Annotated in this window: 22 protein-coding genes; 19 read left to right on the top strand and 3 right to left on the bottom strand. The window is 28.3% G+C overall.

All coding sequences use genetic code 11. The annotated features are described in order from the left end of the window. Positions 1-70: 70 nt before the first annotated feature. On the top strand, positions 71-1,093 hold the full coding sequence (locus I4U66_RS10690; protein ID WP_092922031.1) for a BMP family lipoprotein: 1,023 nt from the start codon (positions 71-73) through the stop codon (positions 1,091-1,093). Between the two features lie 26 nt (positions 1,094-1,119). Here I4U66_RS10690 and I4U66_RS10685 read toward each other — a convergent pair whose 3' ends face one another. Beyond that, positions 1,120-1,986, bottom strand: a complete 867-nt coding sequence (locus I4U66_RS10685; protein ID WP_092922034.1) for a potassium channel family protein — start codon at positions 1,984-1,986, stop codon at positions 1,120-1,122. Between the two features lie 336 nt (positions 1,987-2,322). On the opposite strand from I4U66_RS10685, the gene I4U66_RS10680 reads away from it, so the two are divergent. Next, positions 2,323-3,651 carry an NCS2 family permease gene (locus I4U66_RS10680; protein ID WP_271893805.1) on the top strand — a complete coding sequence of 443 codons (1,329 nt, stop codon included), beginning with the start codon at positions 2,323-2,325 and terminating at the stop codon, positions 3,649-3,651. A gap of 199 nt (positions 3,652-3,850) precedes the next feature. After that, positions 3,851-4,195 (top strand): hypothetical protein, encoded by a 345-nt coding sequence (locus tag I4U66_RS10675; protein WP_092922040.1) that lies wholly within the window; start codon positions 3,851-3,853, stop codon positions 4,193-4,195. A 42-nt stretch (positions 4,196-4,237) separates the two neighbouring features. On the opposite strand, the gene I4U66_RS10670 is transcribed toward I4U66_RS10675, so the two are convergent. After that, positions 4,238-4,891 (bottom strand): biliverdin-producing heme oxygenase, encoded by a 654-nt coding sequence (locus I4U66_RS10670; protein WP_240275501.1) that lies wholly within the window; start codon positions 4,889-4,891, stop codon positions 4,238-4,240. A gap of 354 nt (positions 4,892-5,245) precedes the next feature. On the opposite strand from I4U66_RS10670, the gene purE reads away from it, so the two are divergent. The 13 genes from purE (at position 5,246) to I4U66_RS10605 (ending at position 22,783) form a co-directional block, all read left to right on the top strand. After that, a complete protein-coding gene (purE, locus tag I4U66_RS10665; protein WP_092922043.1) occupies positions 5,246-5,725 on the top strand; it encodes a 5-(carboxyamino)imidazole ribonucleotide mutase in 480 nt (159 codons plus the stop codon). A 2-nt stretch (positions 5,726-5,727) separates the two neighbouring features. After that, the gene (gene purC, locus I4U66_RS10660) at positions 5,728-6,423 is read left to right on the top strand and encodes a phosphoribosylaminoimidazolesuccinocarboxamide synthase (RefSeq protein ID WP_176579624.1); all 696 of its coding nucleotides are present in this window, start codon (positions 5,728-5,730) and stop codon (positions 6,421-6,423) included. A gap of 11 nt (positions 6,424-6,434) precedes the next feature. Then, positions 6,435-7,802, top strand: coding sequence for an amidophosphoribosyltransferase (gene purF, locus I4U66_RS10655; protein WP_195238502.1), 1,368 nt, complete (start codon positions 6,435-6,437; stop codon positions 7,800-7,802). Further along, positions 7,796-8,866, top strand: coding sequence for a phosphoribosylformylglycinamidine cyclo-ligase (purM, locus tag I4U66_RS10650; protein ID WP_166506079.1), 1,071 nt, complete (start codon positions 7,796-7,798; stop codon positions 8,864-8,866). The genes purF and purM overlap by 7 nt, the downstream gene beginning before the upstream one ends. After that, positions 8,860-9,453 carry a phosphoribosylglycinamide formyltransferase gene (gene purN, locus I4U66_RS10645; RefSeq protein WP_195928860.1) on the top strand — a complete coding sequence of 198 codons (594 nt, stop codon included), beginning with the start codon at positions 8,860-8,862 and terminating at the stop codon, positions 9,451-9,453. The genes purM and purN overlap by 7 nt, the downstream gene beginning before the upstream one ends. Beyond that, on the top strand, positions 9,446-10,978 hold the full coding sequence (gene purH, locus I4U66_RS10640; protein ID WP_195928858.1) for a bifunctional phosphoribosylaminoimidazolecarboxamide formyltransferase/IMP cyclohydrolase: 1,533 nt from the start codon (positions 9,446-9,448) through the stop codon (positions 10,976-10,978). The genes purN and purH overlap by 8 nt, the downstream gene beginning before the upstream one ends. Before the next feature lie 10 nt (positions 10,979-10,988). Further along, positions 10,989-12,260 carry a phosphoribosylamine--glycine ligase gene (purD, locus tag I4U66_RS10635; protein WP_195928856.1) on the top strand — a complete coding sequence of 424 codons (1,272 nt, stop codon included), beginning with the start codon at positions 10,989-10,991 and terminating at the stop codon, positions 12,258-12,260. Between the two features lie 276 nt (positions 12,261-12,536). After that, positions 12,537-16,352 carry a phosphoribosylformylglycinamidine synthase gene (locus I4U66_RS10630; protein ID WP_195928854.1) on the top strand — a complete coding sequence of 1,272 codons (3,816 nt, stop codon included), beginning with the start codon at positions 12,537-12,539 and terminating at the stop codon, positions 16,350-16,352. A 316-nt stretch (positions 16,353-16,668) separates the two neighbouring features. Then, a complete protein-coding gene (locus tag I4U66_RS10625) occupies positions 16,669-17,187 on the top strand; it encodes a sigma-70 family RNA polymerase sigma factor (protein WP_092922067.1) in 519 nt (172 codons plus the stop codon). Further along, entirely contained in the window at positions 17,187-18,719 is a 1,533-nt protein-coding gene (locus tag I4U66_RS10620; protein WP_092922070.1) for a DUF5643 domain-containing protein, read from the top strand. Before I4U66_RS10625 ends, I4U66_RS10620 begins: the two co-directional genes overlap by 1 nt. 380 nt (positions 18,720-19,099) lie before the next feature. Further along, positions 19,100-19,675, top strand: coding sequence for a sigma-70 family RNA polymerase sigma factor (locus I4U66_RS10615; RefSeq protein WP_242871281.1), 576 nt, complete (start codon positions 19,100-19,102; stop codon positions 19,673-19,675). After that, a complete protein-coding gene (locus I4U66_RS10610; protein ID WP_092922073.1) occupies positions 19,668-21,065 on the top strand; it encodes a DUF4179 domain-containing protein in 1,398 nt (465 codons plus the stop codon). The genes I4U66_RS10615 and I4U66_RS10610 overlap by 8 nt, the downstream gene beginning before the upstream one ends. 347 nt (positions 21,066-21,412) lie before the next feature. Beyond that, positions 21,413-22,783 carry an MATE family efflux transporter gene (locus I4U66_RS10605; protein ID WP_092922076.1) on the top strand — a complete coding sequence of 457 codons (1,371 nt, stop codon included), beginning with the start codon at positions 21,413-21,415 and terminating at the stop codon, positions 22,781-22,783. Positions 22,784-22,886: 103 nt separating this feature from the next. Here I4U66_RS10605 and I4U66_RS10600 read toward each other — a convergent pair whose 3' ends face one another. Beyond that, the gene (locus I4U66_RS10600) at positions 22,887-23,162 is read right to left on the bottom strand and encodes a hypothetical protein (protein WP_092922079.1); all 276 of its coding nucleotides are present in this window, start codon (positions 23,160-23,162) and stop codon (positions 22,887-22,889) included. A gap of 279 nt (positions 23,163-23,441) precedes the next feature. Between I4U66_RS10600 and I4U66_RS10595 the strand changes: the two genes are divergently transcribed. The 3 genes from I4U66_RS10595 (at position 23,442) to I4U66_RS10585 (ending at position 26,198) form a co-directional block, all read left to right on the top strand. Beyond that, entirely contained in the window at positions 23,442-25,232 is a 1,791-nt protein-coding gene (locus tag I4U66_RS10595) for an HD domain-containing phosphohydrolase (protein ID WP_242871282.1), read from the top strand. A 72-nt stretch (positions 25,233-25,304) separates the two neighbouring features. Next, positions 25,305-25,568 carry a hypothetical protein gene (locus I4U66_RS10590; protein WP_092922082.1) on the top strand — a complete coding sequence of 88 codons (264 nt, stop codon included), beginning with the start codon at positions 25,305-25,307 and terminating at the stop codon, positions 25,566-25,568. Between the two features lie 126 nt (positions 25,569-25,694). Next, positions 25,695-26,198: a metallophosphoesterase family protein gene (locus tag I4U66_RS10585; RefSeq protein ID WP_092922085.1), complete on the top strand. Its 504-nt coding sequence runs from the start codon at positions 25,695-25,697 to the stop codon at positions 26,196-26,198. The last annotated feature ends 19 nt before the right edge of the window (positions 26,199-26,217 follow it).

The raw sequence follows: 26,217 nt of genomic DNA, 5'->3' as shown, positions 1-26,217 counted from the left end.
AATTAAGAATATAAATTAGATATACTAAGCAATATAGACATATATGAAAAAATACACTAGGAGGAAAAATATGAAATTCAAAAAAATAACAGCATTAAGTACAGCTATAATAGTAGCATCATTAAGTTTAGTTGGATGTGGTTCAGATTCAGCTAAGGGTGAAAAAGAAACTATAAAAGTAGGTATGGTAGCAGATGTTGGAGGAATAAATGATGAATCATTCAACCAATCAGCATATGAAGGTCTTAAGCAAGCTGAAAAAGAATTAGGTATAAAAGTAAAAGTTATAGAATCTAAACAAGCATCAGAATACATACAAAACATAGAAAGTGTCATAGATGAAGGTGTAGACTTAGTTATAGGTGTAGGAAACACTATGAAGGATGATATTAAGAAGGAAGCTGAAAGTTATCCAGATCAACAATTTGCAATAATCGATGAAACTTATGATGATATCCCAAAAAATGTAACACCAATACTATTTAAAGAAAATGAAGCAACATTCTTAGCAGGTCTTGTAGCAGGTAAGATGACTAAAACTAATAATGTAGGATTTTTAGGTGGTATGGAAAACCAAATAATATCAAGATTTGAAAATGGATTTAAGTACGGAGTAAAAACTGCAAATCCAAATGCTAATATAAATGTACAATATGCAGGTACATTTGGAGATGCAGCTAAAGGTAAATCAATAGCAAATCAAATGTATGGAAACAATACAGATATAATATTATCAGCAGCAGGAGCTACTGGATTAGGTGCTATAGAAGCAGCTAAAGAGAAAGATAAGTACGCTATAGGAGTAGATAGAGATCAAAGTAATTTAGCACCAAAAAATGTATTAACATCAGCTTTAAAGAAAGTTAATGTAGGTGTATATGATACAGTTAAAGAATTAGTAGAAGGTAAGTTAAAAGGTGGAGAAGAAAAAGTATACGGACTTAAGCAAGGTGGAGTTGGTATAGTAGAGAAAAAAGATGGATTAATCCCACAAGATGTATTAAACTATGTTAATGAAATGAAAGAAAAAGTTAAAAATGGAGAAATAAAAGTACCTGCAACTAAAGCAGAATACGAAAAAACTCAAGGATAAATCAAAAGCTAGAGCAAAATTATGCTCTAGCTTTTTTTCTTTAAAGAAGAAAGTACATTACACATAGTATTTATATCATCTTCACTTAAATCATCGAAGTTTTCCAACCTATTTACTATATCTAGTATAACCATGTCTTTATATTCATCTTTACTAAATCTAGCACCAATAACTACATCCTTTAGGCTATCTTGAAGGAGAGAATGATGTTTTTTATGTTTTTTATGATGATGTCTTATATTTTCCTTTTTAATAAAATATGTAGATAGCGTAGAAGTAAGCGAACCTATAAATCCTATACCAAATATCATAAGAATCGATGCTATTATTCTACCACAAAAAGTTTTAGGGCATATATATCCATATCCTACTGTTGTAACAGTAACTATACTCCACCAAAGAGAATCTCCAATATCCCAATTTTCAAAATAACTAATAGAAATAGAGCTTAGGAGTATTATTATAACAGCTATAAAAAGAGTATAACTAAAGTTATTGGTTCTTATTAAACGATAAAAATTGCTATTACTTCTTTTTATTATAGCTAATATTCTTAGTACCATGACTAACTTCAGTAAAAGTATATATTTTCCAACATGAAAACTACATAAGTTTGAGAAATATATATATATTGTATGAAAAGGTATTATTGATACTAAATCTAATATATTATTTTTTATAAAAAGTTTCTTATTATCACTAGTAATAAATCTAGCTATATAATCTATAACAAATATTACCCATATGAAAAATTCTATATTTGAAAGAATTAACGAGGTTTTGGGGCTAATACTTATAGTTAATTGAATAATTAAAATACTAGCAATTAACAACGAAAGAAGTACCATAGTAACGTTGTATAAAACTCGCTTTTTTCTTGTAATAACTAACAAAATAAAAACCTCCAATTTATATAAGTGATTTGAAATCAAACTATGATACTAATAATTCTAAGATATAAAAAATATAATGTCAAAATAAAGCCAATATATAAGAGTTAAAAATCTGATAGAAATAAGCGAAATATAGAACGTTTTAGAGTATATACTAGTAAAATATAATAAAAATTAACTAAAAATACGAACTTTAGAAATAAAAAATATAAAAAGGTTCAAAAAAACTATTGAAAAAATATGGACTATATAATATACTTACTAATGTAAGGTTAAGATAAAAACGAATTATTTATATAAGATATTATTATAAATTCGAAAATTGGGGAGGTACAAATGCAGTCAACTCAGACAATGAACAAAGGTGTTCTAGAAAAAGTATTTAAACTATCAGAACATAACACAAACGTAAAGACTGAAGTTATAGCAGGAATAACGACATTCATGACTATGGCATATATTTTAGTAGTAAACTCAAATATACTTGCAGATGCAGGTATGGATAAAGGTGCAGTATTTGCTGCAACAGCAATAGCAGCATTTATAGGAAGTTGTGCTATGGGATTATTAGCAAACTATCCAATAGGTTTAGCACCAGGTATGGGGCTTAATGCATTCTTTGCTTATACAGTAGTTTTAGGTATGGGGTATAGTTGGCAGTTTGCTCTTTGTGCAGTATTAATAGAAGGAATTATATTTATATTACTTACAATAACTAATGTAAGAGAGAAAATAATAGATTGTATACCAACTGCTTTAAAACATGCAGTAACAGCAGGTATAGGATTATTTATAGCATTTATAGGATTATCGAATGCAGGAATAGTAGTTAACGGATCTACAATACTTGCACTAGGAAACTTAAAAGATCCATTAGTTTTATTAACTATATTTGGATTATTATTAACAGCAATACTAATAGCTAGAAATGTAAAGGGAGCATTCTTAGTGGCTATGCTTACTATATCTATTGTAGGAATGATAGGTGGATTAGTTCATCCTCCAGAAGGTGTAGTATCGGCTGCACCATCATTAAAGCCAGTATTTATGCAAGCTTTCTCAGTTCCAATGGAACAAATATTTAGCTTTGATATGATAGTAGTTGTATTTACATTCTTATTTGTTGATTTATTTGATACAGTAGGATGTTTAGTAGGGGTTGCCTCAAAGGGAGATATGTTAGATGAAAATGGTAAGTTACCAAAAGCTAAACAAGCATTATTTGCAGATGCAATAGCTACTACAGCAGGAGCATTACTTGGAACATCTACAGTAACAGCTTATGTAGAAAGTGCGGCAGGTATAGGTGAAGGTGGAAGAACTGGATTAACAGCAGTAACTACAGGAATATTATTTTTACTAGCACTATTCTTTGCACCAGTATTTACAGCGATACCAACTCAAGCTACAGCTCCAGTACTTATATTAGTTGGAGTTATGATGGCAAGTTCATTAACTAAGATAGATTTTTCAGATTTTACAAATGCTATACCAGCATTCTTAACATTTGCTATGATGCCTCTTGCATATAGTATAGCTGATGGAATAATATTTGGTATAATATCATTTGTAGTTTTAAAGATAGCGACAAAAAGAACAAATGAAATAAATTTATCATTGATAATATTATCAATATTATTTATATGTAAGTTTATATTCTTATAAAATAACAAAAAGCCACTCAGTGAGTGGCTTTTTTATGTTAAGAAAGTTAGAGGTTAAATTAAAAATTAAATCTATTAATGCTATATATTACAATTTATTACAAATTGAGTAAAGTATAGTTAGAAATATAAATAAATGTTAAACTAAATATAAAAATATCTATGGGGAAAAGTCATATATAAAGGAGGAAAGATTTACTATGTTTGGAATAATAGTAAATATATTTTTAATAATGATGGGGATATATACTATATATTCAACAAATAGAGTAAGAAAGAATGGGGTTATACCATCTTCTAATTTTACGTTTAGTTGCATAGAAAAAATGAAAGATAATGAGGAATATAAAAAATACTACATAAAACTTAATTACACTATAGGATTTTTACTAATAATAGAAGGGATTATATTCACCATAGATAAATATTATAAGCTACCAGAGATGTTAATTCCGATTTTATTATTTTTATGTTTGATTTATATGTTTACTATTACATGGAAAACATTTAGTTTTCTTCCTAGTTATAAGAATAAAAATAGATAAAAATATAGCCACTTTTATATATAAAAGTGGCTATATTTTTATTTAAAATCTTAGATATTCTAATTCATTAGATATACTTATATTGAAAACATAAGATAAGCAAACCTCATTTAAGAAATCTTTTTTATCTTCGTCAGCTAATTTTATTAAATTAAGTTTTTGATGGTACATCATGACAAATCCTTTTAAATCTTGTATTTGATCAAATACATAATAATTAAGTCCTTTATTATCAATATTGTATTTAGATTTAACTATTTCGAATATTGTTCTGCCACCAAATAAATCTGCTAAATATCTAGTATATGCATGAGCAACTAATAAATTAGGATTTATTTTAGATAACTCATTTAATCTATTAACAAAGACCTTAGTTGAATCACAAATTTCCATTGAGTTAAATTTATCTCCTAATAAGAACTTAGAATCTTTTAGTAAAGACTCAGCTCTAAAAACTTCGGGAGTTATAAACTCTTTTAAAACTTCATTATCTTCATGTTTTCTTAAATTATCTTCTATAGCTTTATATACAAAGTAAAGGTTGTAGATATACTCACCATATGTTTCAATAGTAGCATTACCATCTACTAATCTTTTTATGAACCCTGTATTCTCTGCCATATCATGTAATTTTTTTGTGTCACTTTGAATTGTTTTTAGGAAATTCATATCCATAAAATCATCTTCTTTCTTCATAATTTTAATTATCTACTAAATTTATACCTAATAAGTAATAAGCTAAACCAAAATTATAAAAATTTTTATAATATAGACCGAAAAATGTTTAAAAATCAACTAAGTCGTTAGATAAATAAAGTAGAGGGTCTAATGAAAGATAATTTCATATAAAACATAATTTAATTATACATTTATCGAACAATATATAATTAAATTATGTAAATGATAATTAAATATCGAATTTAATCAATAAAAAACAAAATAAATACTTGATTATATGTGAATATTAATATAAAATTTAAATATAAAGTTCGAATTATAGTACGAATTAAATATATCGTATTTATAATAAAAAAACGGAGGGAATTTAAAATGAAAGTAGCAGTAGTTATGGGTTCCAAATCAGATTATCCTAAATTAGAAGAAGGAATAAATTTATTAGAAAAGTATGATGTAGAAGTAGTAGTTAGAGCTTTATCAGCACATAGAACGCCAAAGCAACTTATGAGTTTCTTAGAAGAAATAGAAGACAATACAGACGTAATAATAGCAGCAGCAGGAAAGGCAGCACATCTACCAGGGGTAATAGCATCTCATACATTAATACCTGTAATAGGTTTACCAATAAAATCATCTACTATGGATGGTTTAGATTCACTTTTATCAATAGTTCAAATGCCTAAGGGAATACCAGTAGCAACTGTGACTATAGACCTAGGGCTCAATGCAGCTTTAATGGCACTTCAAATAATGAGTATAAAATATCCAAAATTAAAAGAAGATTTAAAATTATATAGAGAAGAAATGGAAGCTAAAGTATTAGAAGATGATAAAAATTTTAGGGGGAATTAATTATGTTATTATACGAGGGAAAAGCTAAACAAATATATTCTACAGAAAATGAAAATGAGTACATAGTTCATTACAAGGATGATGCAACTGCATTTAATGGGGAAAAGAAAGCTGAAATATCATCAAAAGGAATATTAAATAATAAAATATCAACAATAATATTTGAAATGTTACACAAAGAACAAATCAAAACACACTTCATAAAAAACTTATCAGAAAGAGAAATGTTAGTCAAAAAAGTAGAAATTTTACCACTAGAAGTTATAGTAAGAAATATAACAGCAGGATCATTTTGTAAGAGATTTGGAATAGAAGAAGGGATAGTTTTAGAAGAACCAATATTTGAGCTATGCTACAAAAATGATGAATATGGTGACCCAATGCTAAATGATGATCATGCAGTAGCAATGAAGTTAGCAACTAGAGAAGAAATAGATTTTATAAGAAAAGAAACTTTAAAAATAAATGAAGTTATGAAAGATTTCTTCTTAAAGATGAATTTAAAGCTAGTAGATTTTAAGTTAGAGTTTGGAAAAGATAGCGAAGGAAATATAATTTTAGCCGATGAAATATCTCCTGACACTTGCAGACTATGGGATGTAAACACTAATGAAAAATTAGATAAAGATAGATTTAGAAGAGATTTAGGAGACCTTGTACAAGGATATGAAGAAGTCCTTGCAAGAATGAGTAATTAGGGGGATATAATATGTGCGGAATAGTAGGTATATATTCAAATAAAGATATATCTAAAGAATTATATTATTCTTTGTACTCTATGCAGCATAGAGGTCAAGAAAGTTGTGGTATAGCAGTAGTTGGCAATGAAAAAATAAACTACAAAAAAGATATGGGATTAGTATCAGATGTGTTCAAGGAAAAAGACTTAGCAGAGTTAAAAGGAAATATGGGAATAGGACATGTAAGATATTCAACTGCTGGTGGAAGTTATATGGCAAACTGCCAGCCATTAGTTGGAAGTTGTAGAAAGAGAAAATTAGCCTTAGCTCATAATGGTAATTTGGTAAATGCAAATTATTTACGAGACATGTTAGAAGAAGATGGATATATGTTTCAAGCGAACTCTGATACGGAGGTAATTTTATACATACTTGCTAGATACTATAAAGGTGATATAGTAGAGAGTTTAAAAATAACAATGGATTATATAAAAGGTGCATATTCACTAGTAATAATGGGTGAAGATGAACTTGTAGCAGTTAGAGACCCTCATGGATTTAGACCATTAATATTAGGTAAGAAAGATGAAAAATTTATATTTGCATCTGAGGATTGTGCGATAGATATAATAGGTGGAGAAGTTATAAGAGATGTAGAGCCAGGAGAAATAATAGTTATAAAAAATGGTGAAATGAAATCTTATTTTTACTCTGAAAATTATAAAACAGTGAAAAGAAGTTGTATATTTGAACACATATACTTTGCTAGAAATGATGCAACTATAGATAATGTAAACGTATATAATTTTAGGATTAAATGTGGAGAAATATTAGCTAAGGATGATAAAGTTAAAGCTGATATAGTTGTCCCAGTTCCAGATTCAGGATGGGCAGGGGCAATAGGATATTCCAATGCTAGTGGGCTACCTGTGAGCGAAGGATTAGTTAAAAATAGATATGTGGGGAGAACATTTATAAAACCTACTCAAGAAGAACGAGAAATTGGAGTAAAGATAAAGCTTAATCCATTATCAAGTGTAGTCAAAGGAAAATCATTAATACTCGTAGATGACTCAGTAGTTAGGGGAACTACTTCAAAGGCAATAGTAAAATCTCTAAAAGATGCAGGAGCAAGTGAGATTCACCTTAGAATAACATCACCCCCAGTTAAGTATTCTTGTTACTATGGAATAGATACACCAAACCGTTCGAAATTAATAGCATCACAAAATGATGTAGAAGGAATTAAAGAATATATAGGATGTGATTCATTAGAATTCTTAGAAATTGAAGGAATGCTAGAGGCAACTGGACAAAAATCTAAATTCTGTAAAGCTTGTTTTGATGGAGATTATCCAGTTAAGAAAATAGATAGGGAGGAATTACTTTCATGTTAACATATAAGCAATCTGGAGTAGATATAGATGAGGGAAATAGAGCAGTAGATCTTATAAAAGGAAAGATAAAATCTACCTATGACAGCAATGTAATAGGAGATTTAGGAAACTTTAGTGGATTATATAGTTTAAAAGATTTTACAACTATGAAAGAACCAGTGTTGCTATCATCTACAGATGGAGTTGGAACAAAATTAAAGCTAGCCCAAATGTTAGATAAACATGATACGGTTGGAATAGATTTAGTTGCAATGTGTGTTAATGACTTAATATGTCAAGGGGCAAAGCCATTATTTTTCTTAGATTATATAGCTACTGGAAAATTAGTTGCAGAGAAAGTAGAACAGATAGTTTCGGGTATAGCAAAAGGATGTAAGATGGCAGGATCTGCACTTATAGGTGGAGAAACAGCTGAAATGCCAGGTATGTATTCTGATGATGAATATGATTTAGCAGGATTCTCAGTTGGAATAGCTGACAAAGAAAAAATAGTATCTGGTAAAAATGTTAAAAATGGAGATGTGCTTATAGGGATATCATCAAGTGGAGTTCATAGCAATGGATATTCTTTTATAAGAAAGATTTTTTTAGATACATATAATTATAAATTAGAACAGTACATAGAAGAATTAGGGATGACTTTAGGAGAGTCACTTTTAACTCCTACTAAAATATATGTAAAGTTAGTTTTAGATTTAATAAATAAATTTGAAATAAAATCTATAGCTCATATAACAGGTGGAGGAGTTATAGAGAATATACCTAGAGTTATACCAAAAGATTTAGGTATAGATATTAAGAAGGATTCATGGGAAAAACCTCCTATATTCAAAATGATAGAAGGATTTAATTCTATAGAAGAAAGAGAACTTCATAAGAGTTTTAATATGGGAATTGGATTAGTGCTAGTTGTAGATAGTGAAAGAGCAAAAGAAGTTGTAAATTATATAAATACTAAAGATCAAGAAATAAATATAGATGAAAAATATAAGGGACTGATGAAAGATAAAGCATATATAATAGGAAACGTTGTAGACACTCATGAAGGAGTAAGTCTATGTTAAACATAGGAGTATTAGTATCTGGTGGAGGGACTAATTTACAATCAATCATTGATGGAACTAAATTTGGAAACATCAAAGGTAATGTTAATGTTGTGATATCAAATAAAGAGAATGCCTATGCTCTACAAAGAGCAAAGCATAATGATATAGATGCTATATATGAAACTAATGAAGATAAGATTATAGAAATATTAAAAAAGTATAAAGTTGATTTAGTAGTTCTAGCAGGATACTTAAAGATAATAAGTCCTAAGTTTGTATCAGAATTTAAAGATAAGATTATAAATATACATCCATCATTAATACCATCATTTTGTGGTGGAGGCTATTATGGAGAAAAGGTGCATCAAGCTGTCATAGATTATGGAGTTAAATTTACAGGCGCAACAGTTCATTTTGTAGATGAGGTTGCGGATAATGGGCCAATAATAATGCAAAAAACAGTTGAAGTTAAGCAAGATGATGATGCTAAAACATTATCTAAAAGAGTATTAGAAGTTGAGCATAAAATATTAAATGAAAGTATAAGGTTGTTCTGCGAAAATAAATTAAGTATTGTGGGTAGGAGAGTGTTTATAAATGAGTAAAAGAGCATTAATAAGTGTGACAGATAAGAGTGGAGTAGTAGAATTTGCTAGAGAGCTAAATAGTCTAGGATATGAAGTTATATCTACAGGTAATACATTTAAAACACTAGTAGAAAATGGAGTAAATTCTATAACTATAGAAGATGTAACAAAATTTCCTGAAATGTTAGACGGAAGAGTTAAAACATTAAATCCATATATACATGGAGGGATACTTTATAAGAGAGATGAAAAATCACATATAGATACAGTAAACGAGTACAATATAGGATCGATAGATTTAGTAGCAGTCAATTTATATGACTTTGAAGGAACATTAAAAGCAGGAAAAAATCATGAACAGATGATAGAGAACATAGATATTGGTGGACCATCTATGATACGTTCAGCAGCTAAAAACTATAAAGATGTAACAATCGTAGTAGATGTAGATGATTACGATATGATAATAGAAAAACTAAAAAATAATGATTTAACTTTAGAAGATAGAAAAAGATTAGCATACAAGGCTTTCTCTACAACGGCTAGATATGATGCACTTATATCAACTTACTTTGCAGAGCAAGTAGGAGATACTTATCCTGAAATATTAAACTTAACATTCCAAAAAGAAGAAACTTTAAGATATGGCGAAAATCCACATCAAAATGGTATTTTATATACTCAACCAAATGCTAAAAATTCAATATTAAATTATGAACAATTAAATGGAAAAGAGCTTTCATTTAACAATATAAATGATTTACATGGATGTTTGGAGGTAATGAGGGAGTTTAAAGATAGTAAAGAAGTTGTTAGTGTAGCTATTAAACATACCAACCCATGTGGAGTAGGAATAGGAAAAGATAGTTTAGAAGCTTATAAAAAATGCTATGAAGCTGATAAAGTATCTATATTTGGTGGAATAGTAGGAATAACTTCTACTGTTGATGCTAAAACTGCAAGGATGATGAATGATATATTTTTAGAAATAGTAGTAGCTTATGATTATACAGACGAAGCATTAGATATATTAAAAGAAAAGAAAAACCTTAGAATTTTAAAGTTAGCTAAAATAGAAAAGAGTTTACAACCATATGATATGAAATACCTTGATGGAAAATTACTAATACAAGATAGAAACAACACTTTAGCACAAAAATGTGAAGTGGTGACAGATGTTAAGCCAAGTGAAAGTCAATTAATAGATATGGAATTTGGTATGAGAGTAGTTAAAAATATGAAGTCAAATGCAATAGCTATAGTTAAAGATGGTCAGACTTTAGCTCTAGGATGTGGTCAAACTTCAAGAATATGGGCATTAAAAAATGCTTTAGAAAATAATAAAGATAAAGATTTCAAAGGAGCAGTCCTTGCATCAGATGCATTCTTCCCATTTAGTGACTGTGTAGAATTAGCACATGAATATGGAATAGATGCAATAGTTCAACCAGGAGGTTCTATGAAAGATCAAGAATCTATAGATGCTTGTAATAAAAATCAAATGACTATGGTGTTTACGGGGATAAGACATTTCAAACACTAGGGGGTAGGCTATGAAGATATTAATTATAGGTGGTGGCGGTAGAGAACACGCTATAGCTTGGAAATTAAGTAAAGAAAAAGGTATAGTAAAAATATACTGCGCTCCAGGAAATGCAGGGATTTCAGATGTAGCTCAGTGTATAGATATAAACGATAGTGATATAGATAAACTTTTAGTATTTGCTAAAGAAAATAAGATAGATTTAACGATAGTAGGACCAGAAGTACCACTTGTAAAAGGAATTGTAGATGAATTTGAAAAGTGTGGACTTAGAATATTTGGACCTAATAAAGAATGTGCTAGGCTTGAAGGAAGTAAAGCTTTTTCTAAAGACTTTATGGTAAGACATAATATACCTACTGCAAAGTATAAAGAGTATACAAATATAGAAGATGCTATAAATGAGATAGACACTTTTGGATATCCAGTAGTAATAAAGGCTGATGGATTAGCTGCTGGAAAAGGTGTTATTATACCACAAAATAGAGAAGAAGCAATGCAGACTTTGCATGAAATGATGAGTCATAAAAAATTTGGGGAAGCTGGTAATAAAATAGTTGTAGAAGAGTTTTTAAAAGGTATAGAAACATCAATATTAGCTTTTGTAGATAATAATACTATAGTTCCTATGGTAAGTGCAAAAGATCACAAAAAAGTATATAACAATGAAGAAGGCCCTAATACTGGTGGAATGGGAACCTTCTCTCCAAGTGAAATATATACAGATAGAGTAGCTAAGGAAATAGAAAAGGAAGTATTGTTAAAAACCTTAGAAGGATTCAAAAAAGATGGATTAGATTACAAAGGTATATTATTTATCGGTCTTATGATAACTGAAGAAGGTGCTAAAGTCCTTGAATATAATGTAAGATTTGGAGATCCAGAAACTCAATCAGTATTATTTAGACTAGAAACAGATTTAAATAATATAATTGAAGCAATATTAAACAATAAATTAAATGAAATAGATATAGTCTATAAAAAAGAAGAGTCTGTTTGTGTGATGCTTACATCTGGAGGATATCCAGATAACTATGAAAAGGGAAAAGTTATAGAAGGTCTTAATAAATTAGATGATGACATAGTAGTGTTTCATAGTGGGACTAAGCTCATAGATGGAAAACTAGTAACTAATGGTGGTAGAGTGTTAGGTATAACCTCTAGTGCATCTACTGTAGAAGAAGCAGCGAAAAAAGTTTATGAAAATATTGAAAGAATAAATTTTGAAGGAATGCACTATAGAACAGATATAGGAATAACATTGTGCGAAGAATTAAGTTAAAGATATTTTTAAATCATAATAGGATAATTTCTAGTATGTTATATGTGTTAAGTATAACATACTAGAAATTATTAGATGTAATTTAAAAAATCTACAATTATATATTCATATACTTTAGATATTTTAATTAGAGGTTTTATATTTGAATACATGGTAGCTTTAAAAACTAATTCGTTGACAGGTTACTTAAATTTTAAGAACAAATAAGATTTAAATAATGTATTAATGAATTAATCAATGTAGTAAAAATCTAATTTTATAAAAGGGAGATAAGATATGTTAGATACTATAAGTTTAGAGTCAAGTGTTAGAAGAATATTTGTAGAAAAAAGGCCAGGATTCGATCTTGAAGCTAAAGCTTTAAAAAAGGATTTAATAGAAAGCTTACATATAAAGGGAATAGAAAGTATAAGAATTTTAAATAGATATGATATAGAAGGAATAGATTATGAAGTATATAAAAAAGTAGCTCAAACAGTATTCTCAGAGCCAAATTTAGATATTGTTTATCATGAAACATTAGATGTTACAAATAGTGATGAAACAAAGGAAAGAATATTTGCTATAGAATATTTGCCAGGGCAGTATGACCAAAGAGGGGATTGGGCAAGTCAATGTATTCAAATAGTCAATCAAGGAATAAGACCAACTATAAATACAGCTAAAGTATATATATTTAGTGGAAATATAAGTGATGAAAATTTTAATAGAATAAAAGAATATTGTATAAATCCTGTAGATAGTAGAGAGGCATCATTAGAAAAGCCAGAGTCATTAAAAATAGAAAGTGAAATACCCATAGAAGTAGAAGTGCTAAATGGATTTATAGAATTAACAATAGATGGACTAAAAGAGTTTTTAAATAGTAATGGATTAGCAATGACATTAGGTGATTTAGAACATATACAAAATTATTTTAGAGATACAGAAAAAAGAAATCCAACCATAACGGAAATAAAAGTACTAGATACATATTGGTCAGATCATTGTAGACATACTACTTTTATGACAGAAATAGAAGATGTAAAAATAGAAGATGGTAAATATACAGATATAGTAAAAGAAGCTTATGATATGTATCTTAATTCAAGAAATAAGGTTTATGTAGATAGACAAAAAGATGTATGTCTAATGGATATAGCGACAATAGCTATGAAAGAATTAAGAAAAGATGGTAAGTTAGAAGATTTAGATGTAAGTGAAGAAATAAATGCTTGTAGCATAAACGTAGATGTTGAGATAGATGGTAAAGTCGAACCATACTTAGTAATGTTTAAAAACGAAACACACAATCATCCAACAGAGATAGAGCCTTTTGGTGGATCAGCTACATGCTTAGGTGGAGCAATAAGAGACCCATTATCAGGAAGAAGTTATGTATATCAAGCAATGCGTGTTACAGGAAGTGCAGACCCTAGAACAACCTTAGAAAATACACTACCTGGAAAGCTTATGCAAAGAAAAATAACTCGTGATGCAGCTCATGGATATAGTTCCTATGGTAACCAAATAGGATTAACAACAGGCCAAGTTGCTGAAGTCTATGATGAGGACTTTGTTGCTAAAAGAATGGAAATAGGTGCAGTTATAGCAGCAGTTCCAAAGGAAAATGTAATTAGAGAAACTCCAAAAAGTGGAGATATAGTAATACTTCTTGGAGGAAAAACAGGAAGAGATGGATGTGGAGGAGCAACTGGCTCATCTAAAGAGCATAGTGAAAAATCTTTAACTACTTGTAGTGCTGAAGTTCAAAAAGGAGATGCTCCAAATGAAAGAAAAATACAAAGATTCTTCAGAAACAAAGAAGTAGCTCAAATGATAAAAAGATGTAACGACTTTGGAGCTGGCGGAGTTTGCGTTGCTATAGGAGAGGTTGCAGATAGCATAGATATTAATTTAAATTTAGTTCCTAAAAAATATGATGGACTTGACGGTACTGAAATAGCTATATCAGAGTCTCAAGAACGTATGGCAGTAGTTGTTGAATCTAAAAATAAAGAAAGGTTTATAGAATTAGCAAGAAAAGAAAATTTAGAGGCTACTCATGTAGCTACAGTTACAGACAGTGGATATATGAGAATGTTTTGGAATGACAAAGCTATAGTAAACATAAGTAGAAACTTCTTAGAAACTAATGGAGTTAAGCAAAGTACAAAAGTTCATGTAGATAAGGTAGATGAAGAAAAGCCATACTTTAGAAGTATAAAAAATGAAGAAATTTGTGAGTTAGCAACAGGTGAAGATATAAGTATAAAAGAAAAATTTATAAATCTATTATCTGACTTAAATGTATGTTCACAAAAAGGATTAGTCGAAAGATTTGATAACACAATAGGTTCAAATACAGTATTAATGCCATTTGGAGGAAAGTATCAAGCAACTCCATCTCAAGGTATGGTAGCTAAGATACCTGTACTTTGTGGAGAAACTAATACATCGACTATAATGACTTATGGATATAATCCAAAGATAGGAAAATGGAGTCCATTCCATGGAGCACTATATGCAGTAGTAGAATCTGTGTGTAAAGTTGTGGCTATTGGGGGTAACTATAGTTCGATTAGGCTTACTTTACAAGAATATTTCGAAAAGCTTGGGGATAACCCAACTAAATGGGGCAAACCATTTGCAGCACTTTTAGGTGCATATTATGCCCAAAATAGACTAGAAATAGCTGCAATAGGTGGAAAAGACAGTATGTCTGGAACATTTAAAGATATAAATGTTCCACCAACATTAGTATCATTTGCTGTTGATACTGTGGATGCAGAAAAGGTAGTATCTTCAGAGTTTAAGAAAAGTAATTCACAAGTTATTATGTTATGCACAGATAAACTAGAAAATGGTGTGGTTAACTTTGATTTACTAAAGAAAAATTTAAATAAAGCAAAAGAACTTATACACAATAAGCAGGTATTATCAACATATGCACTAGGAGGTGGTGGGATAAGTGAAGCTATAAGTAAGATGGCATTTGGTAATAAAATAGGATTTAAATTTGAACAAGGAGTTACGAACCTATTTGAAACAGGGTATGGAAATATAATTTTCGAATTATCTCAAAATGATTTAAGTATATTAGAAGGATATAATTATATAGTTCTAGGTACTACAATAGAAGAAGAAAAAATATTTATTGAAAATGAAGAAATATGTTTAGATGAATTATATAAAGCTCATTGTAATACTTTAGAGTCTATATTCCCAACAAAATCAGTAGAAATAAAAAGTAAAGTAGAAACTATAAGTTTTACTTCTCAAGATAAATATAAAAAATCTTCTATAACAGTTGCTAAGCCAAGGGTATTTATACCTACATTCCCGGGAACAAACTGTGAATATGATTCAGCTAGTGCATTTGAAAAAGCTGGAGCGAAGGCAAATATAGAAGTATTTAGGAACTTAACATATAAAGACATAGAAGAATCTATAGATACTATAGTAAAAGAAATACGAAAGTCTCAGATAATAATGTTACCTGGAGGATTTAGTGCAGGTGATGAACCAGACGGTTCTGGCAAATTTATAGCTACAGTATTTAGAAATGAGAGAGTAAAAGAAGCTGTAAATGAATTTTTAACTAAACAAGATGGATTAATGCTAGGAATATGTAATGGATTCCAAGTTCTTATAAAACTTGGATTAGTGCCATATGGTGAAATAAGGGATACATCAGTAGATGCACCAACACTTACTTACAATGATATAGGAAGGCATCAAGCTAAAGTGGTAAGAACAAGAATAGCATCAAACAAATCGCCTTGGTTATCAGGTACAGAGGTAGGAGATACTCATAGTATAGCAATATCTCATGGAGAAGGTAAATTTGTAGCTAGTGAAGAAGTTATGAAAGAGTTAATAGCTAATGGACAAATAGCTACTCAATATGTAGATTTTGACAACAATCCTACTTATGATATAGAGTTTAATCCAAATGGTTCATTCTATGCAGTAGAAGGAATAACTAGTGTTGATGGAAGAATACTTGGTAAGATGGGTCACTCTGAAAGAGTTGGCAACCATGTAATGAAAAATATATTAGGAGAAAAAGAACAAAGAATATTTGAAAGTGGAGTAAATTACTTTAAATAAAATATAGAAAATAGACTATCTAAGTTTTTAGATAGTCTATTTTTTACATACAAGGAAATTATATTAAGCATAAAACTGTTGATAACCAATGGAAATAAGATAGGTCAATAGGTTTAAAAATGTAAAAAATTACATTTTAAGCAACGGACGAAGTCGTTGGCGACATGAAGTGTAGCGCCCACGCAGTGGCTTAAGTGAAGCGAATTTTTTATGTAAATTTAAAATAATTAAATTATAAAAATATGAAACCGTATAGTATAATGAATTGTCTAATTAGTGTAAAGGTAATTACCAAATACTAAAAAGGAGTAAATAAATGCTAAAGGAATTAAAAGTAAAAAGGGCTATAAGGGGAGATGAAAAAGCTTTTATAGAAATAATTGAGGACATAAAAGATAATCTGTATACAATAGCATATTCATACGTAAAAAATGAACAAGATACTCTAGATATAGTTCAAGAAACAGTATATAAAGCTTATATATCAATAGATACACTTAAGAAGGCCAAATATTTTGATACTTGGATAACGAGAATACTTATAAATATATCCATAAATACAATAAATAAAAATAAAAAAGTTACATACTTAGATGAACAAAATCAAATTGAAGGGACTGTAAAAGAAATAGATATAGACCAAAAGATAGATGTAATCAATGCCTTAGATGAACTCGAAGAAAGACATAAAAAGGTAATAGAGCTTAAATATTTTGATGATTTAACTTTAAATGAAATATCTAATAAGTTGGGTATACCAATAGGAACTACAAAAACTTATTTAAACAGAGGTTTAAAAAGATTGAGATCATTAGTTGGGGAGGAAAATGTATAATGAAAAATAATATAAATATACCTAAAGAGAAGTTAAATCAAGCAGTTTCAAGAGGAATAGAAAAAGGTAGACAAGAAAAATCAATGAAGGCAAGAAAAAGTTCTATGACAATAAAAAGAGTGGCAAATGTAGTGGTAATTGGTGGGATTGGTTTGGGATTAACTTTCCCAGTAGTAGCACAAGCATTTCCTAATATAGAAAGTGTCATAGTAGACTTTATAGAAAGTGTTTTACCAAAATCATATAGCAATAAATTAAAACATGAAAGTAATAAAAATAATATAGTAATTTCTGATGACAAAGCCATTGTAACACTAGAAAATAGTACATTAGATAACTATCAATTTATTGCCAATATGATAGTCGAAAGTAACTTTTTAAAGCAATACGAAGAAAGTGATCTAGAACATAACTTATATGCAAATTTAGAAGTCAGCATAGGTGATAATGAAAATATTGTAGGTTGGGGGGCGCATATAAGAAAAATAGATGATACTAAAGCTAGTTTAGTAGTAACTGCTGATGTAGGAGACATAAAACTAGAAGATAATGTAGATGTATATATAAAATTACAAGGTTTAGAAATAAAGTCAAATGAATGGACAAGTAATGATATAAAAGAATTAAAAGGAAATTGGAATTTTTCTTTTAAAACGGATAAGGTAGAATCTATAAAGAGAATTAACATAAAAAATGAAATAGATTTAGACGGTAAAACTATGACTTTAGAGAGTATAGAAGTAACGCCACTAGCTAGTTATATAAAATTGACAGCAGATGAGAATATATCTGATAAGTGGGTATTTGCTTCATACAAAATAGTAGGTAATAATGGTAAATCATATAGAAATGCTCAGATAGATGGTCATAAAGATGAAAAAGGATGGAATTTCACAATAGCAATTTATGATGATTTATCTAATGTTGAAAATTTAAATATAACTCCTTACACTGATGAACAATCTATACCGAGCAAAGTTCATGGTCAAGATATAATCAAGATGACTACTACAATGGAAGAAGGTAGTGAAGTAGAAGATATAAAAGTTTCTAGACCTGTTGAAAAAAGAGATTTAAATGTGGATGCTAAACCTGCACACAAATATGAAGGAAAAAAAATTAGTTATAATTTAGATATAGATAAAGAAAGAAAATTCTATTCTATTAATGAATTGATAGGAAAAAGTATTAATACAGGAGATGGAACAAGTGTCACGATAAAAGATATAACTGTAAATGATAAAAATACAACTATAATACTAAAAGTGAATGGAGATTACAATGTTCTAAGTCAAGTAGTATTATTTGATGATGATATGAGAGATACTTATAGTGGAATATATGTAACACATAAGGGAAAATGGCCATCTAATAGTCATTGGAATAATGCAAAAGATACACATTATGCAAGTGGACTAGCTACATTTATTGTTGATAAAATAGATTTAAGTAAAAAATACAAATTGGCAGTACCTATTCAAAAAGAAATTAATTTAAATTCTAATCATACTATGAATGTTAATTTAAAATAGTAAATTATAAGAGAAAGTATAAAATAAGGGAAAATATGCTTTCTCTTTTTTACACTTAAGGAAATTATGATACTTTAAAACTATGGGTAACTATTGCAGTTAAGCAATACCAATCAGTTTGTAGATCGTAAAAAAGAAATTTTAAGCAACGGACGAAGTTGTTGGCGACATGAAGTGTAGCGCCTACGCAGTGGCTTGAGCGAAGCGAATTTTTTATTGATTATAAAAGGAATGAGTTAATAAATAGTTTACATTAAAAGCATAGAATTAACACTGTGACTATAGTATGAAAATATTAATTAAAAAATAAAAAAATTTTGCAACTATATAAACGCCTCATTCATCTAATATATGTAATCATGATTACGGGGGAGGGTAAAATGTTTGAAAATATAGCCATGAAAAGGATTAAATTTTTTAATAAAAAACAAAGAGAATATAATGAATACAAATTAATAGAACAAGCACAGAGTGGTTGTGACGAATCCTTTGAAAAAATAATAAATATTTATAAAGAGTATCTTTATAAAACTGCATTTTTGTATACAAAAAATGAACACGATGCATTAGATATTTATCAAGAAACTGTATATAAAGCATATATAAATATTTCAAAACTGAGAAATCCAAATTTCTTCAAGACTTGGATAACTAAGGTACTTATAAATAATGTAAATATGAAAAATAGGCATTATAGCAAGTTTCAAGATGAGGAAGTTGAAGACTACATAGGGGAAATATCCTACTCGAGTATAGAGGAAAATATAGATTTATATGATGCAATAGATTCATTAGATGAAAAATATAAAACACCTATAATACTTCAATACTTTCAAGATTTAACTGTAACACAAATTTCAGATATTATGGAGTGTAATGAAAACACAGTAAAATCCTATATAAGAAGAGGTAAAAAGAAGTTATACGATATATTGAAGGAGGGAAATAATGAGTAAATTTGATGATATAAAAATTCCAAACAATATAGATGAAGTAACTAAAAAAGCAATTGCTAGAGGAAAAAATTACACTAGAAGAAAAAAACAAAAAAAGATAATGATTGCATCAGCCACAATAATTATTATAGGTACAGGAATAATAGGAGTTGGAATAAAGAATCCATCTATAGCTGATTCTATATCTATAATAAAAAACATATTAAATTATTTCTATGATAATAAAGAGTCTTTATATGAGTCAGATAAAAAAGATCTAGAAAAAACAGGAGTAGATTTAAATTTAACTGTAGAAGATAAAGGAATAGAGTTTACAATAAACAGTATATCAGTAGATGATAATTATATTACTATATTCCATACAGTAAAAACTGATAAGAATATAAAAGAAATAGACAAATCGTATAAAGAAGCATATTTTGCAAATCCTATAGAAAGATTATACATAGACGGTAAAGATGTAATAGAAGGAGAGATAATAGAACAAGAAGCTACATATATGTCGGACAATGAATTAAAAGGCATGAGGAAAATAGATGTAAGTAATGTTGAAATACCCAATAATACTGAGATTGAGCTACGAGTTGACGAAATTTTTGGAGTAAAGGGAAATTGGAGTATATTTACTAAGATAGATAAATCAAATGCTATTGCAGAAACATATAATTATAATATAAATAAAGACTTCATAGTAAAAAATACTTATGATTATAAAGAGGAAAAGATAGATATAAACCATAAGATAAATATAGAAAAAGTAATAATATCTCCACTTGCAAGTAAAATAGTTATAAATGAAAAGAGCACTAAAACTTTTGATGATTGGAGTTCTATGTTAGGAAATTCATTTGCGCTATTTGATCAAGATGGAAAATCATTAGACGTAGTAGATAAAGGGGGATTTGGATTTGATCACAGAGGTATAGCCACGAACTCATATGAGTTTCTAAAGGCAGATAAAAACACAAAATCATTGACATTAGTTCCTATATCATATGATGAAACAATAGAAAATTACGATTTAGAACCACAAAGTATAGATAAATTACCAATAGTATTTGAAACTAGTGAATATGGAAAACTAATTGTAGAAGATATTCAAATTACAGATGAGCAGATAAAATATACCTATTATAAGGAAGGTGTAGTTCCATATTATGCTAACCTATGGTTTTATGATGAAGATGGAAAAGAACTACAAATAGGGTATAAGGTCAAAGAGAAATTAGATAGAAGCACAGGTAGATATACTAAAATATTAGATATTTATCAAGAGGATATAGAAGATATAAAGAATATAAAAAAAATATCAACTTTTAGTAACAGTGATATGAAATTATTATATGATCAACAAATAAAAATAGATTTGTTAAAATACAAAAATAAATAATAGTATAAATTCAAAGACAGTAGTATTATCAAAATAAATAGTGCTACTGTTTCTTTTGATAGTGAAGTGATTCGTTTAATAGAATAGATGTTGATTTATTGAATATTTTAACAGAGATCAATGAGATAGATAATCTAGAAGATAAATTAAACATAGAAAATTTATTTAAAACTTTAATAATAAATAAAATAATTATAGTTTTAAAATATCATATCAATTTATACAACAAGGTGATATAATATGCAAATGAAATCGAAAATTAAACAATTTACAAGCTATAGAAAGTGGTTTTAGATATCCTTATCTGTAGCTATTTATAATGAAATTAAAGAGGGGAAAATACGGGGATGGAAGTAGAAAAAGTTCTAAACATGCCAATACATAAAGTATGGGCAAAGTTTGTAATTGCATCAGTTATTGGTGTTGTACTAAATACTGTTTATACTATGGTAGATGGTATATTTGTAGGTCAGGGAGTTGGAGAGGTAGGTCTTGCAAGTGTTAATATAGTCTGGCCAGCCGTAACTGTTATAGTTGGAACAGGTCTTATGATAGGGATTGGGTCAAGTAGCATAATTGCTATACATATTGGAAAACAAGATAAAGAAAGTGCTCAAAAGTGTTTAGGAACATCTGTAACATCTATAGTACTAATAGGCGCTATAATTATGATTTTAGGGTTTGTGTTTAGAGAACCGATACTTAAGATGCTAGGTGCAGAAAAAGATACTATAGAAAATGCAAGAGAATATTATAGTGTAATTTACTTAATAACCATACCATATTTGTTTTCAACAGCACTAAATCCAATAGTAAGAGCAGATGGTAGACCGCAGCTATCAATGATGATGATAGGAATAGGTGCTATTTGTAATATCATATTAGACTGGGTATTTGTTATGAAACTTGGATATGGGGTTAAGGGTGCCGCTATGGCAACTAGTGCCAGTATATTTATATCAACTGTTGTATCATTATACTACTTTGTAAAAGGGAACGCTAATATAAAGATTAAGAAAGAGTATCTAAAAATAGATGTAAGTATATTAAAAGAAATACTTAAAATAGGATTTGTAAGTTTTGCAATACAGTTATCATATGGAATAATATTATTTGTTCAAAATAAAACAATGTACTTATATGGAAATACAGTAGATGTTGCTATATATACAGTTGCAACTTATATTAATTGCTTCTTAGTTAATACTTGCATGGGTATATCACAAGGTCTACAACCTCTTATAGGGTATCATTATGGAGCGAACAAAATAAAAAGAATGAGACAATTACTATATATAACTATTGGGGTATGTGCAATAGGTGGAACATTAGTATATATAGGCATTAACTCATTTGGAAGAGAACTTATACAAATATTTGGAATAAGTAGTGAAAATATAGAATTTGCATATAGCGAAATATTAATATATTGTTTAGGAAGCCCTGTTATAGGTATCATATTTGCGATGAGTGGATATTATCAAGCAATAGGAAAAAATATATATGCTAACATATTGTCAATAGGAAGGGGATTTTTGTTTCAGTTTATATTAACAATGATTTTACCTCCAATAATAGGTGTTAGAGGAGTTTTCTTATCATTACCTTTAGCTGAACTAATTACGTTAACTATACTAGGTATGATTTTAACAATTGAGAAATATAAAAATCACAAGTCATTTAAGTATAAAAATTCAAATTTAGAGCAAATAATGTAGTCATAGTAAATATGATTGAACATTTAAATTTAAAAGAATAATGGTTAACAGACACGAATGTTAAAATATAAAAAAGGAGAGTTTTACTCTCCTTTTTTATATTTTATTTCATCTCTTTAAAGTCTATATGTAAGAACAAATCTTTTACACTATCTACTTGAACATCTGTAATAATGCAATTGTATACTTTGTTATTTAGATTTAGTTGAATATAACCATCATGATTCTTAGAATCTATTAATCTAGTGAAATCTGTTTTATATACTGAAATAGGTATGCTTTTATCTAATTTGTTTCCATATATAACACCTGGAATATAGCCTTTACTTCTTATAGATTTAGTTTTTTCATTTAAATCCCTAACAAATACATTTAACATAGTATCCCCCTTATATTGATAATAATCTTAGGCTTGTTTACCTTTAATTAATACTATTAAGGATATAATATTTTTATTCATAAAATTTAGTATAAAAACAATTAAGAATACCCATTTTTAAATAAGCAATAAGTGATAACATGTTTGGTATAAATGGAGTAAGGAAATATATATAATATAAAATATTTTTATGATCTAATATATTTAATATATGTAGAAATATAAAAATCATTATTTTATAATATTATTTAGGTAGTAATAAGCAGGGGGAGAGGGGTAATGTTATTAAAAACCGAGAAAGAAGATACACAAACTAGTAATAATATAATAATGGATAATATACCATTTCCAATATGGATAAAAAATTTAGATGGAAAATTAATTGCCACGAACAAGGCATTTAAACATATATACAACTTTAGAAATAATGAAGATATAAGTGTAATAAATAACAAATGTTTAGAGTGTAGCAACAATGATATATGTAATGAAGATTTTAAGTCTGTAATTATGACTAAAGAGCCTAAGAATTTTGAAGTATGCATAAATGGTAAATTTAGTCAGTGTTATGTTACGCCTTATATAAATGAATACGAAGAAATAATAGGTGTAATGGGTATGTTAATAGATATAACACCTTTAAAGGAAGAACAAAGTAAATTAGAAGAGAGAGAAAATATATTAAGAACAATAATAGATACATTGCCGCAATACATTTTCTATAAAGATAGAGACAGTAAATATATAGGGTATAATAAAAAATGGAAAGAACATTATGATGCACTAGGAATAGGAAGTATGATAGGAAAGAATGATATTGAAACACAAACTGTATCTGAAGAAGTAGCTAGGGGATTTATGGAAGAAGATAAAGCAATAATAGAAAGTAAAAAGATGAAAGTGGTCGAGCGAAGAATCAACGGTCAAGATGGTAGAGAAATAATAGAAGAAACTATAAAAGTACCTGTGATAGATGAACAAGGTCAAGTATGGGGAATAGTAGGTATATCTAGTGATGTTACTGAAAAAACAGAACTAAAAGAAAAATTAATGAAACTTAGCTTTACAGATAGTTTAACAGGGGTATACAATAGAGCTTGTTTTGAGGAGAAAAAAGAAGAATTAAATAATATCGAACATCTTCCTATAGGAGTTATAATGGGAGATGTTAATGGTTTAAAAGTTATAAATGATACATTTGGTCATCTTGAAGGAGACAGATTATTAAAGGAAATGGCGAAGGTATTAAAAAGTGTAACTAGAGAAGAGGACTTCATATTTAGGTGGGGTGGCGATGAATTTGTTATACTTATACCAAATTGTGATGAACAAAAATGTGAAGAAGTGATATCTAAAATAATTGATGAATGTGAAAAAGGTGACTTTAATCTTATTGACATGAGTATTTCTTTAGGATCATCTATAAAAAATTGTTTAGGTGAAGATATTTATACAAATCTACAAGAAGCAGAAGAAAAGTTATATAGACAAAAGCTTTTAAATTCTAAAAGTGTAAGAAATTCCATAATATTTTCATTAAATAAATCTCTTCAAGAAAAAAATTTAGAAACTGAACAACATACTCAAAGACTAACAAATTATGCAATTAAAATAGGAAAAAGGTTAGGATTTACAACTGCTCAATTAGATGAACTAGAATTAGTAACAAAGTTACATGATATAGGAAAAATAGGTATTAGTGAAGAGATACTCTTAAAAAAAGGAAAATTAACTGAAGATGAATTTAATATAATAAAATCTCATACAGAAAAAGGATACAGAATACTTCAAACATCAAGTGAACTATCACATGTTGCTATAGGTATTCTCGCACATCACGAAAGATATGATGGTAAAGGGTATCCACTGGGTCTTAGAGGAGAAGAAATTCCTATTATGGCTAGAATAGTAAATATAGTAGATTCTTATGATGCTATGACTAATGATAGAGGATATAATATAGTAAAAAATAAAGAAGATGCTATAAAAGAAATGATGTATTGTAGAGGTACCCAATTTGATCCTAAGATTACAGATATATTTATAGATATAATAAGCAAAGAAAAATAAAAGTATAGTAATACATAAAGTCAAAGATATATATACTTTAACTAAGATTAATATATCTTGGAGGAGTATAAAATGAGAATGTATACAAGAAAAAAAGGACACAAAAAAGGTTCAGAAAGTAGTGTACCAAATGTACTCGCATTTACAGTAATAAGGAACTTTTTAACAGATAATAGTTATAAGGATATGAGAAAAGAGTATTTTATAAATAACTTAAGCAGCAATCAAGTAAATCAAGCTATGAAGGACATAAAGTGGTTATTTAAGGAATATAAAGGGCTAGATGTAGTTACAATTGAAGATACTTTTGGTGATACAAATAAATTTATATTATGAGTATTTAGATACAAATATTATCAAATAATAATCTAGAGTAAGCTAGTAGATAATTTCTGCTAGCTTATTTTAAAATATACAAAAAAGGTTTATTATATAAGATATAAATACATAGGAGATAATATAATGATTGTTGGAGTTATATCAGATACACATGGACTTTTGAGAAAAGAAGTGTTAGCTAACTTAAAAAATTGTAATCTTATAATTCATGCAGGTGATATAGGAAATATAAAATTACTCAGAGATTTAGAAAATATAGCTAAAGTAAAGGCAGTAAGAGGTAATTGCGATAAAGATATAGATATAGAAAGTTTAGATATCAAGGAAAAAGAAATATTAAATGTATTAGGTAAAAAAATATATTTAATACATAATATAAAAGATAAAGATATAGACTTAAAGAATCAGGATTTTGATATCGTTATATATGGTCATTCCCATAAATTATCTATAACTAAAGAAAGAAATACAATATATATAAATCCGGGATCAGTAGGGCCAAAAAGGTTTAAGCTACCTACTACTATGGTAAAATTATATATAGATTCTAACGAGAAAGTTTTAAATATAATAGATAATGAATTAATAAAATTTGAAGATATATATGTAGAAATTATAAATATCTAAAAGTAAATTAAATAAACTA

Source organism: Romboutsia sp. D33t1_170424_H2 (genome assembly GCF_015669105.1).
Lineage (GTDB): Bacteria > Bacillota > Clostridia > Peptostreptococcales > Peptostreptococcaceae > Romboutsia_C > Romboutsia_C hominis.
The sequence above is the reverse complement of the archived record's forward strand: the minus strand, read 5'-3'. Positions and strand labels throughout refer to the sequence as shown.